The sequence below is a fragment of the Candidatus Pantoea multigeneris genome (assembly GCF_011752615.1).
GTDB classification, from domain to species: Bacteria; Pseudomonadota; Gammaproteobacteria; order Enterobacterales; family Enterobacteriaceae; genus Pantoea; species Pantoea multigeneris.
On record NZ_VWXF01000001.1, the window covers coordinates 310,593 to 325,230 of the forward strand.

The 14,638-nt window shown below is 54.7% G+C and carries 14 protein-coding genes; 5 read left to right on the forward strand and 9 right to left on the reverse strand.

Annotated features, from left to right (window positions below; all coding sequences use genetic code 11):
• The first annotated feature begins 19 nt into the window (after positions 1-19).
• Together F3J40_RS01525 and F3J40_RS01530 are read left to right on the forward strand one after the other, a co-directional pair.
• Positions 20-292: an excisionase gene (locus F3J40_RS01525; RefSeq protein ID WP_167012241.1), complete on the forward strand. Its 273-nt coding sequence runs from the start codon at positions 20-22 to the stop codon at positions 290-292.
• A complete protein-coding gene (locus tag F3J40_RS01530; RefSeq protein WP_167012243.1) occupies positions 261-1,346 on the forward strand; it encodes a tyrosine-type recombinase/integrase in 1,086 nt (361 codons plus the stop codon). Before F3J40_RS01525 ends, F3J40_RS01530 begins: the two co-directional genes overlap by 32 nt.
• A gap of 316 nt (positions 1,347-1,662) precedes the next feature.
• On the opposite strand, the gene F3J40_RS01535 is transcribed toward F3J40_RS01530, so the two are convergent.
• Both F3J40_RS01535 and copD read right to left on the reverse strand, forming a co-directional pair.
• Positions 1,663-1,953 (reverse strand): YebY family protein, encoded by a 291-nt coding sequence (locus F3J40_RS01535; RefSeq protein ID WP_167012914.1) that lies wholly within the window; start codon positions 1,951-1,953, stop codon positions 1,663-1,665.
• An 89-nt stretch (positions 1,954-2,042) separates the two neighbouring features.
• On the reverse strand, positions 2,043-2,918 hold the full coding sequence (gene copD / locus F3J40_RS01540) for a copper homeostasis membrane protein CopD (RefSeq protein WP_205297162.1): 876 nt from the start codon (positions 2,916-2,918) through the stop codon (positions 2,043-2,045).
• Positions 2,919-3,075: 157 nt separating this feature from the next.
• Here copD and F3J40_RS01545 point away from each other — a divergent pair, with 157 nt between their 5' ends.
• Both F3J40_RS01545 and exoX read left to right on the forward strand, forming a co-directional pair.
• Entirely contained in the window at positions 3,076-3,306 is a 231-nt protein-coding gene (locus tag F3J40_RS01545; RefSeq protein ID WP_017347135.1) for a DNA polymerase III subunit theta, read from the forward strand.
• 3 nt (positions 3,307-3,309) lie between these two features.
• Positions 3,310-3,981, forward strand: coding sequence for an exodeoxyribonuclease X (gene exoX, locus F3J40_RS01550; RefSeq protein WP_167012245.1), 672 nt, complete (start codon positions 3,310-3,312; stop codon positions 3,979-3,981).
• 25 nt (positions 3,982-4,006) lie between these two features.
• Here exoX and F3J40_RS01555 read toward each other — a convergent pair whose 3' ends face one another.
• A complete protein-coding gene (locus tag F3J40_RS01555; protein ID WP_167012247.1) occupies positions 4,007-6,067 on the reverse strand; it encodes a prolyl oligopeptidase family serine peptidase in 2,061 nt (686 codons plus the stop codon).
• 176 nt (positions 6,068-6,243) lie between these two features.
• On the opposite strand from F3J40_RS01555, the gene purT reads away from it, so the two are divergent.
• On the forward strand, positions 6,244-7,425 hold the full coding sequence (gene purT, locus F3J40_RS01560) for a formate-dependent phosphoribosylglycinamide formyltransferase (protein ID WP_167012249.1): 1,182 nt from the start codon (positions 6,244-6,246) through the stop codon (positions 7,423-7,425).
• 29 nt (positions 7,426-7,454) lie between these two features.
• Here the strand turns inward: purT and ybiX are convergent, their stop codons facing one another.
• The 6 genes from ybiX to F3J40_RS01590 form a co-directional block, all read right to left on the reverse strand.
• Positions 7,455-8,132, reverse strand: coding sequence for a PKHD-type hydroxylase YbiX (gene ybiX, locus F3J40_RS01565; protein ID WP_017347131.1), 678 nt, complete (start codon positions 8,130-8,132; stop codon positions 7,455-7,457).
• Positions 8,133-8,184: 52 nt separating this feature from the next.
• A complete protein-coding gene (locus F3J40_RS01570) occupies positions 8,185-10,473 on the reverse strand; it encodes a catecholate siderophore receptor Fiu (protein WP_167012251.1) in 2,289 nt (762 codons plus the stop codon).
• A 334-nt stretch (positions 10,474-10,807) separates the two neighbouring features.
• Entirely contained in the window at positions 10,808-10,972 is a 165-nt protein-coding gene (locus F3J40_RS01575) for a hypothetical protein (RefSeq protein ID WP_167012253.1), read from the reverse strand.
• Between the two features lie 92 nt (positions 10,973-11,064).
• Entirely contained in the window at positions 11,065-11,949 is an 885-nt protein-coding gene (locus F3J40_RS01580) for an ABC transporter permease (protein ID WP_167012255.1), read from the reverse strand.
• A gap of 9 nt (positions 11,950-11,958) precedes the next feature.
• Positions 11,959-12,909, reverse strand: a complete 951-nt coding sequence (locus F3J40_RS01585) for an ABC transporter permease (RefSeq protein ID WP_167012257.1) — start codon at positions 12,907-12,909, stop codon at positions 11,959-11,961.
• Between the two features lie 43 nt (positions 12,910-12,952).
• Complete coding sequence (locus F3J40_RS01590) at positions 12,953-14,623, reverse strand: peptide ABC transporter substrate-binding protein (protein ID WP_167012259.1); 1,671 nt, start codon at positions 14,621-14,623, stop codon at positions 12,953-12,955.
• Positions 14,624-14,638 lie beyond the last annotated feature (15 nt).

Sequence of the window (14,638 nt, forward strand, 5' to 3'; positions counted from 1 at the left end):
GTAAACTATCGGAGAACTTATGGCAAAGCTTCTTGATTTGCAGGAGTGGGCCGCACTGGTCTACTCACAACCCCCATCGCTTTCTACGCTTCGCCGCTGGGCGCGGGAGGGTCGCATATACCCATGCCCCGAGCTTCACGGCAAAAAATACCAACTGGTAGCAGACGCTATTTATGTCGATCCGCGTAAAAGCAAAATGGTCCGAAAAACGACATCAGTTAGCCCCCCCAAAAAGGGATCGTTAGTGGAGAAGTTAAAACATGTCGAACAGGCCGGACCGCTACAACGCTAATCTGCCAAGGAATCTGACATTCAGAAAATCTCGACAGAGTTACTACTGGCGTAATCCTGTCACCGGCCAGGAGATACCTCTTGGCCGGATTTCTCGCAGAGAAGCGGTATCGCAGGCTCTCGAAGCTAACAACTACATTGATGAAAACTATATCCCTTCATCCCTTCTTTTACGGCTTAAAGAGAAACCAGAATTTACTTTTTCACTCTGGTTGGATCGGTACGCAATTATTTTGTCTCGCCGCGAGCTGAAACCAAACACGATGAAAATAAGGAATAATCAGCTTAAGACTTTGTGTGCAGAATTCGGCACCAAAGCCATTGAGAATATCACCACACGAGAAATTGCCATCTTCCTCGATTCATATATTGAATCAGGGAAAAAGAATATGGCAGCAGCTTTAAGATCACTCTTACTGGATGTTTTCAGGGAAGCAATTGTTGAGGGTGTAATAGAAAGGAATCCAGCGGAGCCAACCCGAACGCCCACGCCTGATGTCAAAAGGGAGAGGATGTCGTTAGAGCAATTTACTGTAATCAGAAGTGCAGCACAAAGCATGAGCAACTGGCTCGCTAACGCGATGGATATTGCTTTACTGACAGGGCAACGAAGGGAAGATATTTCGAAGATGACCTTTGATGACATTCGTGACGGTCGCATTTTTATTACTCAGGGAAAAACAGGGCATATGCTTGCGGTTCCTCTAAGCCTGACACTGAATGTCGTTAGTCTTTCACTGGACCAGGTTGTAGAACGTTGCAGAGCGGGAAACCCCTCTGAATTTCTCATCTACTCCACTGTGAGAAAAGGTGGCCGTAAACCTGGTGCAGTTCTGCCAGATGCAATCACCAGTGCATTTGCAGATGCACGGGATAAAACAGCCCTGGAGTTTGCACAAAGCCCACCCTCGTTCCACGAAATCCGTAGCCTTGCCAGCCGCCTCTACGCAGCAGAAAAAGGAGAGGAATTCGCACAACGATTGCTCGGCCACAAGAACATGTCGATGACGAAAAAGTACCTGGATTCCCGTGGACAGGAGTTCGATATGGTATAGACCGAATATAGAATTTCGGACATTTTTCGGACATTTTCGGACAAATGAAAATAAGTTCAATAAAATCAACGAATTAAAAAAAGACCGAATACGATTCCTGTATTCGGTCCAGGGAAATGGCTCTTGGAGAGCCGTGCGCTAAAAGTTGGCATTAATGCAGGCGATTACGCCTGGTTATTTAAGGGTAGAACAGCTGCGGGGTTTTGCCAGCAACGGGCGTGGTGTGAGGGGGGAAGCTGAACGATTTGTGATCGCAATGGCAGAAATCTGAAGTTGAAACGGTGTGGCAGGCGTGCCACACCGGGATAGAGGAAACTTAGTTAGCGCACAGCTTCTGAGTGCGTTCGATCAGTGGTTGCAGGCTCATTTTCTGGCCGGGATGATCGGGATCATCGCGCTGGATAATGCTGATCGGCTTGCCGTTGGACTGGTGCGATTTAACCTGGGCTTCGGCCAGGTCATTCAGTGGGTATTGCACCAGGGTGCCATCATTAATGGCGAACATCGCACCGCTTTTCTCGCAGCTCAGCATGATCTCTTCGCGCGTCAACGGCCATTTGTCTTTGCCAATCTCAAAACGGCTCACGGTGATGATCTCAGCGGCCATGGCCTGACCACACAGCGAAAGTAACAGGATTGCAGGGAGGGCTTTCTTCAGCAAAACAGCTTTCCTTCTTAAAACGTACCAGTGAAATCTCAGGTCGGCGTCAGAGTGGCAAACACACTCACCAGACCTACCACGCCTAACGACAACAGCAATTCATACTGCGTCAGGCGTAAAAAAAGTTGCGGGCTACGGCTGCCAGCCTCGTGGAACTGCGGCACCAGGTAATAACGGTTATACACCGCAATCGACACCATCAGGCTGACCAGTAAAATCTTAAACAGCAGCAGCGCGATGTAGCTATTGAACGTCCAGAGGAACGGCGGACCAACGATCAGCATGGTATCGATCGTACCGGTACAAAGCGCCATCGCCACGGCAAGATGACCATAACGCGAGAAACGCATCATGGCACGAATAGCATCGATGCGCTTTTCCATCTGCCGCGCATCACGCATCAACAGCAACAGCGGCAACAGGCCTCCGGCCCAGAAAGAGACACTCACCAAATGCAACGTCTGGTTCAACTGGTGGAAAATCCCTAACAGACCATCATGCATAGCCGCATGACCAATCCACGCCAGCGGCATCAGCTGGAGCAGTCCCGCCACCAGCAAACCTTGCTGACGCGGCAATCCACGCAGTCGCCACACCCACAGCCCGAGCAAACTGAAACCGATTTCCCACTGCCAGGCGAAACCAAAACGCGTTGAGCGCACCGCCTGCCAAACCGATGCATCACCGATACTGCGCCAGTCACCGCTCATCAGTGCGGTTTGTACCAGCGCCATCGCAACGGCACTCGCTACGCTTATGACACTACAACTGAGTAGTAGTGGGCGCAAACGTTGCGCCAGCCAGGGACGCAAACGCACCGGGGCAAGCAAGGCAGTGTAGAATGCACTACCCACCAGCAAAATCAGCGCTAAAAAGTGCAGCGCTCGCAGCACAATCCATAAGGTGGTCAACCGGCTTCCTCTTCGGCTTACAAAAATGGCCTCATTATCAATGGCGGCCAGCATACGCTCCCCGTTAAGCGGTGTCGAGGGCACACAATGCGGTGCACAGCGCTTGATCCCGGCTCGGGAAACCATTACTTTTGCCGTTCAATATCAGGAGAACAGCATGAACCTCAATCTCGCCCTTTTGTCCCAGGAAGAGAAAGATAAAGTGAATGTCGATCTGGCTGCGGCCGGGGTGGCATTCAAAGAACGATATAATATGCCGGTGATTGCCGAACAGGTCGAAAATGATCAGCCTGCGGCACTGCGGGAATGGTTCCGTCAGCGTCTGATGCACTACCGCCAGGCCTCCCTCTCCTTATCGCGTCTTCCTTACGAACCGAAGCAGAAGTAAGCCATGTTCCGCATTATTGATACCGAAACCTGTGGTTTACAGGGTGGCGTGGTTGAAGTCGCCTCTGTGGATGTGATTGATGGGCGCATCGTTAACCCGATGAGCGATCTGGTGCTACCCGACCGCCCTATTAGCCGTGAGGCGATGGCGGTTCACAGAATCACTGAAGCGATGGTGGCAGGCAAACCGCCGATTGAAGTGGTGATCCCCCGCTATCATGGCAGTGCCTTTTATGTCGCGCACAACGCCAGCTTTGACCGCCGCATGTTGCCTGAAATGCCCGGTGAATGGATTTGCACCATGATGCTGGCGCGCCAGCTCTGGCCGGGAATTAAATACGGCAACCAGGCGCTGCGCCACAGCCTGAAACTCGACGTCACTCCCCCGGCGGATCTCCATGCACACCGCGCGCTGTATGACTGCTATGTCACCGCCGCTCTGCTGATCCGCATTCTGGAAACCTCGGGGTGGGATGCACAACAGCTGGTCACACGCAGCCAACCTGCGGCCGCTCAGGGTGATGTGCTGCCGTTTGGCAAGTATCGTGGTCAAAGTGTTGCCGTGGTAGCCCGCAAAGATCCGGGCTACCTGCGTTGGATGCTGGACAACGTCAGCGATTTGCGCCCGCCGTTGCGTCAGGCGCTACGCAAACACCTCAGTAAAACGGAAGAATAACCGCCCCTTCGGGCGGTTTGTGCTGTCAGGCGCTGGTGCCGCTCAGCACACCCTGCGCCAGCGCAATCAGGAAGGTGAACTCCATCGCAACGCCTTCATACGCTTTGAAACGCCCCGATTTTCCGCCGTGACCGGAATCCATATCGGTGCACAGCAGCAACAGATTGTCATCGGTTTTCAATTCACGCAGCTTCGCTACCCATTTGGCCGGCTCCCAGTATTGCACCTGAGAATCATGTAGCCCGGTGGTCACCAGCAGATGCGGATAGGCTTTTGCCTCGATGTTGTCATACGGGCTGTACTGGCGAATGTAGCGATAGAAGGACTCCTGCTCGGGGTTGCCCCACTCATCATATTCCCCGGTGGTGAGTGGAATACTCTCATCCAGCATGGTGGTCAGCACGTCAACAAACGGCACCTGCGCAACCACGCCGTTAAACAGCTCCGGTGCCTGGTTAATCACCGCGCCCATCAGCAAACCGCCCGCACTGCCACCCATCGCATAGAGCTGATCCGGCGCACCGTAACCCTGCGCCACCAGCGCCTGTGTCACATCAATAAAGTCGTTAAAACTGTTTTGCTTGTTATACAGGCGGCCATCGTCATACCACTGCTGTCCGAGTTCTCCGCCGCCACGGACATTCACCAGCACATAAATAAAACCACGATCGAGCAGGATGAGGCGGCTGGTGCTGAAATCCGCATCCATGCTGCTGCCGTAGGCACCGTAGCCATACACCAGCATCGGGTTTTTGCCCTGTTGGAAATGCTGGCGATGATAAACCAGTGAAACCGGCACTTCGGTGCCATCACGTACCGTAATCCAGTGGTGCTCACTTTTGTAATCATCACTGTTGAAGTTGCCGACCCGCGTCTGTTTGAGGATGACTCGCTCACCGGTTGTCATATCCAGTTCAAACAGCGTTGAAGGCATGGTCATGGAAGAGTAGCCATAACGCAGCTTATCGCTCTCCGGCGTGGGGTTGTAGGCCAGCCAGGTGACGTAAGTCGGGTCGTCAAAGGCGAGACCCACCTCCTCCCCGGTTTGCCAGTTGATACGGCGCAGGCTGGTCAATCCACGCTGGCGCTCTTCCACCACGAACCAGTGGCGGAACAGCTGGAAGTCTTCCAGCACCACGTTATCGCGCGGGGCAATCAGCGCTTCCCAGCGATTTTCCGCCAGCCAAGTCGTGCGATACAGACCGAAGTTCTTACCCTCACGGTTTGATCGAATGTAGAAGTGATGATCGTAGTGATCGAGGCTGTACTCGTGATCGCGGCGGCGCGGGCAGAACACCTGCGGCTGCGCATCCGGGTACTCCGCATCAATCAGCTGAATTTCGCTGGAGGTGGTGCTGTATAGCGCAATCAGAATAAAGTGCTCTGAAGTGGTTTTATGCAGGCTGACGTAAAAGGTGTCGTCCTCTTCTTCATACACCAGCTGATCGCTACTTTGCGGCGAGCCGAGTTCATGTCGCCACACCTGATAGGGCAACAGCGTCTGCTCATGTTTGCGCACGTAGTAAAGGGTGCGCGAGTCATTCGCCCAGGCAAAGCTGGAAGAGGCATCGCTTAACACTTCGGGATACCAGCTTCCGCTCTCCAGGTTGCGAAAACGAATGCCAAACTGGCGGCGGGACAGAAAATCTTCCGCCAACGCGATGACCTGGTTATCCGGGCTAACGTGCAGGCTACCCAGAGTGTAAAACTCACTGTGCGAGGCACGCTGGTTGGAGTCCAGCAGCAGTGTCCACTCGTCGGACTCCGCGCTGTCGGCTGGCTGGCGATAGAACGCCGCATACTCATCGCCCTGCTCATAACGGCTCTGATAGCGGTAGCCATTCTTCACGTAGGGCACCGAGTGATCCTGCGGCGGCAGGCGATCGATAATCTCTTTCAACACCCGATTTTGCAGCGGCTGCTGCGTTGCCAGAATCTGTTTGCCGTAGCTGTTCTCAGCGCGCAGGTGATCGAGAATTTCCGGGTCTTCACGTTTGTCGTCCCGTAGCCAGTAATAATCGTCAATGCGGGTTTCACCGTGCAGGTGGAGTTCGTACGGGACTTTTTTTGCCACTGGAGGTGCCATGATGCTCTTCTCCCTGAAGAAATTTTCTTAAGCGTGGCATTTACTGCGTCAGAAGCCAAGCCGCAACGATAACTCCGTGCGCAAAGCGCACAATTCGCGTGAGCAACGTCGCTAAGGATGAGAACGCAAACGTTTTCGTATATACTGCGCGCGCAATTTGACTGACAGGTGAACTTATGACGATTCTTGGAACTGCGCTGCGTCCGGCGGCGACGCGTGTGATGTTATTAGGCTCGGGTGAGCTGGGTAAAGAAGTGGCGCTGGAGTGCCAACGTTTAGGTGTGGAAGTGATTGCAGTGGATCGCTACGCCGATGCCCCGGCAATGCATGTTGCCCACCGTAGCCACGTCATCAATATGTTGGATGGCGAAGCGCTGGCGGCGGTCATCGCCGCTGAAAAACCGGATTTCGTCGTACCCGAAATTGAAGCCATTGCCACCAAAAAGCTGCTGGAACTGGAGCAACAGGGCCAACGTGTTGTGCCAACCGCACGCGCTGCTCGCCTGACCATGAACCGCGAAGGCATCCGTCGTCTGGCCGCCGAAGAGTTGGCGCTGCCAACCTCGACCTATCAGTTTGCTGACAGCAAAGAGAACTTTATTGCCGCCGCTGAGGCCATTGGCTTCCCGTGCATCGTGAAGCCGGTAATGAGCTCGTCTGGCAAGGGGCAGAGTTTTATCCGTGAAGCCAGTCAGCTGGAAAGCGCCTGGGAATATGCTCAACAAGGCGGACGTGCCGGTGCGGGACGCGTGATTGTTGAAGGCGTGGTGAAGTTTGACTTTGAGATCACCTTACTGACCATCAATGCCGTCGACGGCATTCACTTCTGTGCGCCAATCGGCCACCGTCAGGAAGATGGCGACTACCGTGAATCCTGGCAGCCACAGCAGATGAGCGCCCTGGCGTTGCAGCGTGCTGAAGCCATCGCAGAAAAAGTGGTTAAAGCCCTCGGCGGCTTTGGTCTGTTTGGCGTTGAGCTGTTTGTCTGCGGCGACGAGGTGATTTTCAGTGAAGTGTCTCCGCGCCCACACGATACCGGCATGGTCACGCTGATTTCACAAGATTTGTCAGAATTTGCTCTGCATGTGCGCGCCTTCCTCGGCTTGCCGGTCGGCGGGATCCGTCAGTATGGCCCTGCCGCTTCAGCGGTGATCCTGCCCCAGTTGCACAGCGAAAACGTACAGTTCTCTGGCCTGGAACAGGCACTGACCGGAGCCGGTCTGCAACTGCGTCTGTTTGGCAAACCCGCCATTGAAGGCCAGCGTCGTCTGGGTGTTGCGCTCGCGACCGGCGCAGATACCGATGAAGCTATCCAGCGCGCCGTTGCCAGCGCGGCTGCGGTACAGGTTCAGGGTTAATCCTGTGCGGTGGGCTGCGGCCCGCCGCCTTACAACTCGCTCCAGCTACGCAGCAGGTTGTGATACATATTCAGCAGTGACAAGATCTCTTCGCTTTCGCCAAATTTCCCCTTCAATCCCTGAATATTACGATCCAACTCAAACAGCATCGCACGCTGCTTGTCATCGCGGATCATCGACTGGATCCAGAGAAATGAAGCCACTCGCGCGCCCTGAGTCACGGGGGTGACGCAGTGCAGGCTGCTCGAAGGGTACAGCACCAGATCGCCGGCCGGTAACTTCACTTTGTGCTGCCCGTAGGTATCTTCAATCACCAACTCGCCGCCTTCGTAGCTGTCTGGCTCGCTCAGAAACAGCGTGGCGGAGAGATCGGTGCGCATCCAGCCCGCTGCGCCATTATTGCGCACCGCGCCATCAACGTGAAAACCGTAGGTTTCCCCCTGTTCATAGCGATTAAACAACGGGGTGGAGATAGTGCGTGGCAGCGCAGCGGCAAAGAACAACGGGCTGTTATTCAACGCCTGCAATACGGATTTTTGCAGCGCATCGTATAAGGGTGTACGGGTATCGATTTGCTGGTTGTTTTTGACCTGTGCGCCCTGGTTACCCACCGTCGCACGACCATCAATCCAACTGGCTTGTTGCATATGCTGACGGAAGTTAGCCACTTCTTCGGCAGAGAGCACAGCAGGAATGTGATACATCATAACGAAAGTCTCGCAAATAAAGGTGGGGCTTTAATGCCCCACCGGTGTGCTATCAGAAGTGTACGTTAGCCGTTAACAGGAACGTACGTGGCTCACCCGGATGATAACGGTAGCCGCTCTTGTTAATTGAGGCAACGTAGTTGGTATCAAACACGTTGTAGACGTTGAGTTGCAGGTCCAGGTTGTTGTTCACCTTGTAACCCAGTTTGGCATCCGCCACCCAGTAGCCTTCGGTGTACGCTGGTGTACCCACTGCGCCATCGGTACCACGATGCATGCTGCCCACATAACGCGCGCCTGCACCCGCAGAAAGGGCGTCCGTGACCTGATACTGCGTCCACAGTGAGAAGGCGTGTTTTGGCGTGTATGGCAGGCCATCGGTGCCGTCCTGCGCAGTGTTAGCCCCCTCTTGCACTGTTGCATGCTGTAAGGTGTACCCGGCGATAACCTGCCAGTCTGGCGTGATGTTACCCTGCGCCGAGAGTTCATAACCTTCAACACGCTTACGGCCATACTGTGAGTAGGTGCCATCGTCGTTGGTCGTGACTTCATTGGTGATGTCAGTACGGAACAGCGTGGCGTTCAGCAGCAGGCGCTTATCCAGTACCTGCCATTTGGTGCCCACTTCGCTGGTTTTAGCACGCTGTGGCTGGAAGTCAGTACGGTTGGCGCTGTTGCCAGAGCCGCTGGCGGCCAGGGCAAAGGTGCTGCCACCCGGTGGTTGCTGAGAAACCGCGTAGTTAACGTAGACGTTGCCGTTACGCGTCAGGTGATACAACGCACCCGCTTTCCAGTTCACCAGGTTACCGGATTTCGCCGTATCAACGGTGGTGACCGGTGTATTAATAGCAACGCCCGTCGGACACGCCAGCGCACCGCGACCCGTACCACCACACGCGGTGGCGCTGTCATACTCGGTGTGGTAGCTGTCGAGACGAATGCCGCCATTCAGCTCAAAGTCCTGCGTCAGTTGCAGCGTATCAAATGCATAGATCCCCGCCGTATCAGTCTGACCGTTGGCGTTAGCGCCGTTACGCGTCAAACCACCCACGGTAAAGTCCGTGACCGGGTGATAAATATTCACCGCCGGTGCGGTAATCGCATTGACGCCGTAGTTGGTCTGGTTCTCACGCGTAAACTCAACCCCTGCACTCACATCATGGCCAATACCCGCGGTAGTGAATTTTGACGTGATGTTGGTTTGGTTAGTCAGGATACGGTTGCTGACATCCTTCAGGTTCATGTTGCGCGAGAAGGTCCAGCTATCCACGTTGTTGGGATCGGGCTGGGTGATATTGGTCGCACCGCCCATAAATGCGCTCAGCATATATTGCTGTTTAATGCGCGACCAACGAGTGATGTTACGAATGGTGGTGTCTGGCGTCAGATCGTGCTCGAAGCGAATCGTGGCGGTATCCGTATCTGAATTATCGAAATCGGAGTCGGTGCCGTAGAAGTTGTGGGAGTTAACTTTGCCTGAGCTGCCCAGCGCTGCGGTGCCAGCAGAAGGCGCGGTGTAGCCTGGCAGACCCACGGTAGGAACTCCGCCATCGGGAGTGTTGTGCTGATGCACATGCAGGTAATCCACATACAGGCGCGTCGCGGTATCCAGGCCAAAGGCGATGGACGGTGCTACACCGTAGCGCTCATTAGAGACATCACCACGACCGGCATCATGGGACTTCTGCCCCATCAGATTAAGACGGAATGCGGTGTTGTCGTTGATGGCCTGGTTGTAATCCAGCAGGCCGCGACGGAACCAGGCGCTGCCCGCGCTAATGGAAGCATCCAGGCTGTTATCCAGCGTTGGCTGCTTGCTGATCATGTTGATGGAGCCGCTCGGCGCACTACGACCATAGTCAGTGCCTGCCGGGCCTTTGATCACTTCAATACTTTCGGTATTGAAGGTATCGCGCGTGACGCTGCCGATATCACGTACGCCATCAACGTAAATGCTGTTGGAGGTATCAATACCGCGCATATACACCGCATCACCGGTAGAAGAACTGCCGTTCTCCCCCGCATAGAACGCCCCAACGCCTGGCACGTTTTTCAACGCGTCGGTCAGGTTATTGACGCCCTGATCTTTAATGACCTGCTCTGGCACCACGGTGATGGTACGGGTGGTGTCCACTAATGGGCGGGTAAACTTCGGGTCCGAAGAGTGGGTCGGTGCATACAGTGAAGGCGTTGTCGCCTCTACCACCAGGGTACTGTCCTGGTTTTTAGCGCTAGCGTCAGCAGCTAGCGCGGCGGCGGCTGGCGTCATACCAATCGCCAGGCCAGTAAACAAGGTTAAAGAGTTAAAGCTACTAAAAGGCAAATTCCGATTTTTTTCCATTTTCGATGCGCATCAAATTTATTGTTTTTTTTCAGTTCCACACAGCCTTGTTGGCACCGATGCAACGCATCAGCTCAAAACCACGGGCCGGTGACTTAAAATGATAAGAAGAATGATTATCATTTATATTCCTGTTTTATCACGCGTTGCTGCCGAAATAAATACATTTCTTTACGCAAAAAACACACTCCGCATACATTGAGAAATGAACGTAATGAAACGGCGGGATTTCGTAGGTTTTTAGCTAAGCGACTGGCAGGAAAAGTCAGGGATAAAAAAAGGCCCGCATCTCAGAGAGCGGGCCTTTCAGTGGTCAGGTATGCTTAAACAGTCATCATCTTTCATGATAGCGATGAACCGCCGGATAATACTCAAATCCATAAAGTTGGCTAATCGGAATTAACAACTCAATATCTAACACAGCTTCTGCATCGTGCCCGTTATCGCGCACATGCGTGACCAGCAGACTGTCAAACCAGTTTTTGAGTAGTGTTTTCATGTTCGTCTCCTCGAAAAGTTGATAACCGCAGTAAACCCTGTTGTCGGGCAAAACAGAACCCACTATTTCTGCGCTCCAATGCAGAAATCCTGCTAAGGGCGCTGGCTGCGACTGTCTAACGCATCGCGTAGCCCATCGCCGATGAAGTTAAAACTGGCTACCGCCAGGGTGATCGCCACACCCGGCACCAGCGCCAGCCAGGGCGCACTCAGCAGATATTGCTGCGCCCCGTTCAACATATTGCCCCAGCTCGGCAGCGGCGGCTGAATACCGTAACCCAGAAAACTGATATAGGCCTCCAGCAGAATGGCGCGCGCAACGGTCAAGGTCGCCGCCACAATGATCGGCCCCACCACATTGGGCAGCAGCTCACGGAACATGATCCAACGACCAGACAGCCCGAGCATTTTTGCCGCCAGAATGTATTCGCGCTCACGCAGAGATCGCACTTTAGTCTCCACGATGCGCGCCACTTCCATCCAACTGGTTACGGCGATGATCACCGTGATCATCATCGGGCTGGGTTTAATAAACGCGGCCAGCGCCAGCAGTAGAAATACGCTGGGGAAAGCCAAAAACGCATCAACTACGCGCATCAATAACGCGCCGATTCTGCCGCCGTAATAGCCTGCGGTAATGCCGACAACCGTGCCCACCAGCATACTGAGCAGCATCGCGCAGAAGCCAATCAGCAGCGAGATGCGCCCTGCCATCAGCAACCGCGCCAGCAAATCTCGACCCAGGGGATCGGTGCCAAGCAGATGCCAGCCGCTCAGCGGCGGCGCAAAGCGAGCGCGTAAATCGATATGCAAGTCATCGAACGGCAGCAGCCACGGGCCGCACGCGCAGGCCAGCGCCATCACCAGGATCACCACGAGACTGCAACACGCCAGACGCTGATGCAGGAAGCGTTGCAGGGTACGGTTGTGCCACCAGCGGGCGTGGGCGCGTGGCGGGGTCAGTACGGAAGAGGTCATGTTGTCTCCTCAGACAGGGCGAATGCGCGGGTCAACCAACGCCGTCACCACATCAGCCAGTAAATTCCCCAACAGCACCAGAATGGCTGAACACATCAGCAGGCCCATCACCACCGGGTAGTCGCTGTAGCCAAGGCTATCGAGAAATAACCGCCCCATTCCCGGCCAGGTAAACACCGTTTCGGCCACCAGGGCACCGCCTAAAATGGTCGGCAGCTGCATCCCCGCCAGCGCAATCATCGGTAGCAGTGCGTTACCCACCACATGTTTTAGCAGCACGCGACGCGGCGTGAGCCCTTTGGCACGGGCGGTTTTAATGAACTCTTGCTGCATCACCTCCAGCGTGGCCGAACGCATGTAACGGCTCCAGATCGCGACGTCGACAAACGTCAGCACTAACACCGGTAGAATCAGATGGCGCAGGATATCCAGTGCCGATCCATCCCCCACGGTGTACATGTTGCCTGCGGGGAGCCATTGCAGCTTCAGCGAGAAAAAGTAGATTGCGACCAGACCAAACCAGAACGTGGGAATCGACAGTGCCACCATGGAGCTCAGCGTCGAGACGCGATCAAACAGGCTGTCGCGCTTCACGGCACTGCGGATCCCACTCCATACCCCAATCGCGATCGACAACACCATGGCACTCACCATCAGCAGTAACGTGGCTGGCAGATGAGAAAAGATAATGCTCAGCACGGGCTGGCCGTCACGGTAGGAGCGGCCCCAGTCGCCACGCAACAGATGCATCAGCCAGTCAACATACTGCACCGGTAAGGGGCGATCTAACCCCATTTGATGGCTTAGCCGCTGTAACGCCTCCTGCGTCATCCCCGGCGTCAGCGCGTATTGCGAAAGCGGCCCGCCTGGGGCGAGATTCAACGCGGAAAAACCAATCAGAGAGACCAGCAGCAGTAGGATCAGGCTCTGCCCACCGCGCCGTATCAGAAAAGTCACCATCAGAATCCTCCCTGGCGAGCCGCCTGGCCCGCCGGTTTATGGGTCAGGCTTTCTGCCAGCCCCAACGGTTGACGTTCCAGCTATCGATACGCACATTGATGTTAGGCGTGATGTTTTCAGCGCCCTGCTTATGACCACGCACGTTGGCAAAGGTAAACAGATTCAGAAATGGCATATCCTGCCGTACCTGCTGCTGAATCTTGAAGTAGACCGCTTTACGCGCTTCAGGAGAGAACTCCGCGGCCCCCTGCGCCAGCCATTGATCGACCTGTGGGCTTTTATACTGGAAGACATTCTGACCAGCGCCGCCCTGCACCGGGATGGCATCAGAACGCAGATAGTCGGCCGTATCCGGGTCAGACCCGGTGAGGAAATTGAGGCCGACAATCGCCGTGTCATATTCCGACTTCATCCAGTAATCACCCCACATCACGGCAGGAGGCAAATTCGCGATTTTCATCTCAATGCCGATCTGCTGAAAGCTCTGCTGTAAATATTGCTGCATCTGCTCGCGCAGGTGGTTGCCTGCCGTGGTGGAGTTAGAGAACGAGAGCCGTACGCCATTTTTCTCGCGAATACCTCCGGCCCCGGGTTTCCACCCGGCTTGATCGAGCAAGGCCGCCGCTTTCTCCAGGCTAAATTCATGTTTAGGCAGATCAGGATTAAAATAAAACGACTGCATCGGCATGTAGGTTTCTGTCGGCTTCGGGAGGCTGTAATAGAGCGCATCGATAATCGTCTGTTTGTCGATGGCATAATAAATCGCCTGTCGCACCGCCAACTCCTGAAACTGTGGTTTGCCTAAATTGAAGGCGAAGTTTTCGATGGTGGCACTCTGGAAGACATCCACCACTTTGCCCGGCAATTTTTTCGCTTCGCCATAGTGATCGGCGGAGATCCACTGTAGTCCAACTACGTCCAGATCTCCGGCCACAAACTGGGTATACATGACATTCAGGTCCGGCACGTACTTATACACCAGGCGTTCGATGCGCGGTCCCTCCAGGAAGTAGTCTTTATTCGCCACCAGTTCAATATGATCACCGGGCACACGTTGCTGCCAGCGGAACGGCCCGGTGCCAATCGGGGCATTATTGAATGGCGCCGTATTTTTATCGGCAACGCCCGTGAAAGCATGTTGCGGAATAATAAAAGTGGCCGCGAGAATCGAGGTGTACGGCGCAAAGGCTTTTTCCATGCGCCAACGGATTTCCGTAGGAGAGATGACCGTGACATCGCGCACTAACTCGTGCCCCGTACGGCTGGTGCTGCGGAAATGACTGTCCACCAGCAGTGCCAGAGTGAACTTAACGTCCTCTGCGCTGAAGGGCTGACCATCATGCCATTTGACGTTATCCCGCAGTTTCAGGTGAAACTGCAGGCCATCCTGCGAGATACCGCCATTCTCGACTGTAGGCACCTCAAGCGCCAGTTTCGGGAAGAAATGGCCCTGTTCATCCACGCCAAACAGCTGATCGAACAGGCTAAAGTGCAGCCCGTCATCCACCTCAATGTGTGGCATCAGGGGATTAAAGACCGTGGGTTCTTGCGAAAAACCCACGACCATCTGCCCACCACTGCTGCTCATGGCGGCGGCAGCAACCCGGCTACCAAACAGGCCGGGGAGCGCCACGGCGGCGGTGCCAGCGGCCAGCAATTTCAAGGTTTGCCGCCGGGAAAGCGGGGGTAAGTTATCGGTATAGCTCTCGTCCATTCTCTTTCCTCAGGT

Bases quoted from the DNA above. Each gene is read 5' to 3' on its own strand.
- F3J40_RS01590 (WP_167012259.1), bottom strand. From the start codon at position 14,623: ATGGACGAGAGCTATACCGATAACTTACCCCCGCTTTCCCGGCGGCAA.
- exoX (WP_167012245.1), top strand. From the start codon at position 3,310: ATGTTCCGCATTATTGATACCGAAACCTGTGGTTTACAGGGTGGCGTG.
- F3J40_RS01535 (WP_167012914.1), bottom strand. From the start codon at position 1,953: ATGGCCGCTGAGATCATCACCGTGAGCCGTTTTGAGATTGGCAAAGAC.
- F3J40_RS01555 (WP_167012247.1), bottom strand. From the start codon at position 6,067: ATGGCACCTCCAGTGGCAAAAAAAGTCCCGTACGAACTCCACCTGCAC.
- F3J40_RS01545 (WP_017347135.1), top strand. From the start codon at position 3,076: ATGAACCTCAATCTCGCCCTTTTGTCCCAGGAAGAGAAAGATAAAGTG.
- F3J40_RS01525 (WP_167012241.1), top strand. From the start codon at position 20: ATGGCAAAGCTTCTTGATTTGCAGGAGTGGGCCGCACTGGTCTACTCA.
- purT (WP_167012249.1), top strand. From the start codon at position 6,244: ATGACGATTCTTGGAACTGCGCTGCGTCCGGCGGCGACGCGTGTGATG.
- F3J40_RS01575 (WP_167012253.1), bottom strand. From the start codon at position 10,972: ATGAAAACACTACTCAAAAACTGGTTTGACAGTCTGCTGGTCACGCAT.
- F3J40_RS01585 (WP_167012257.1), bottom strand. From the start codon at position 12,909: ATGGTGACTTTTCTGATACGGCGCGGTGGGCAGAGCCTGATCCTACTG.
- F3J40_RS01580 (WP_167012255.1), bottom strand. From the start codon at position 11,949: ATGACCTCTTCCGTACTGACCCCGCCACGCGCCCACGCCCGCTGGTGG.
- F3J40_RS01570 (WP_167012251.1), bottom strand. From the start codon at position 10,473: ATGGAAAAAAATCGGAATTTGCCTTTTAGTAGCTTTAACTCTTTAACC.
- F3J40_RS01530 (WP_167012243.1), top strand. From the start codon at position 261: ATGTCGAACAGGCCGGACCGCTACAACGCTAATCTGCCAAGGAATCTG.
- ybiX (WP_017347131.1), bottom strand. From the start codon at position 8,132: ATGATGTATCACATTCCTGCTGTGCTCTCTGCCGAAGAAGTGGCTAAC.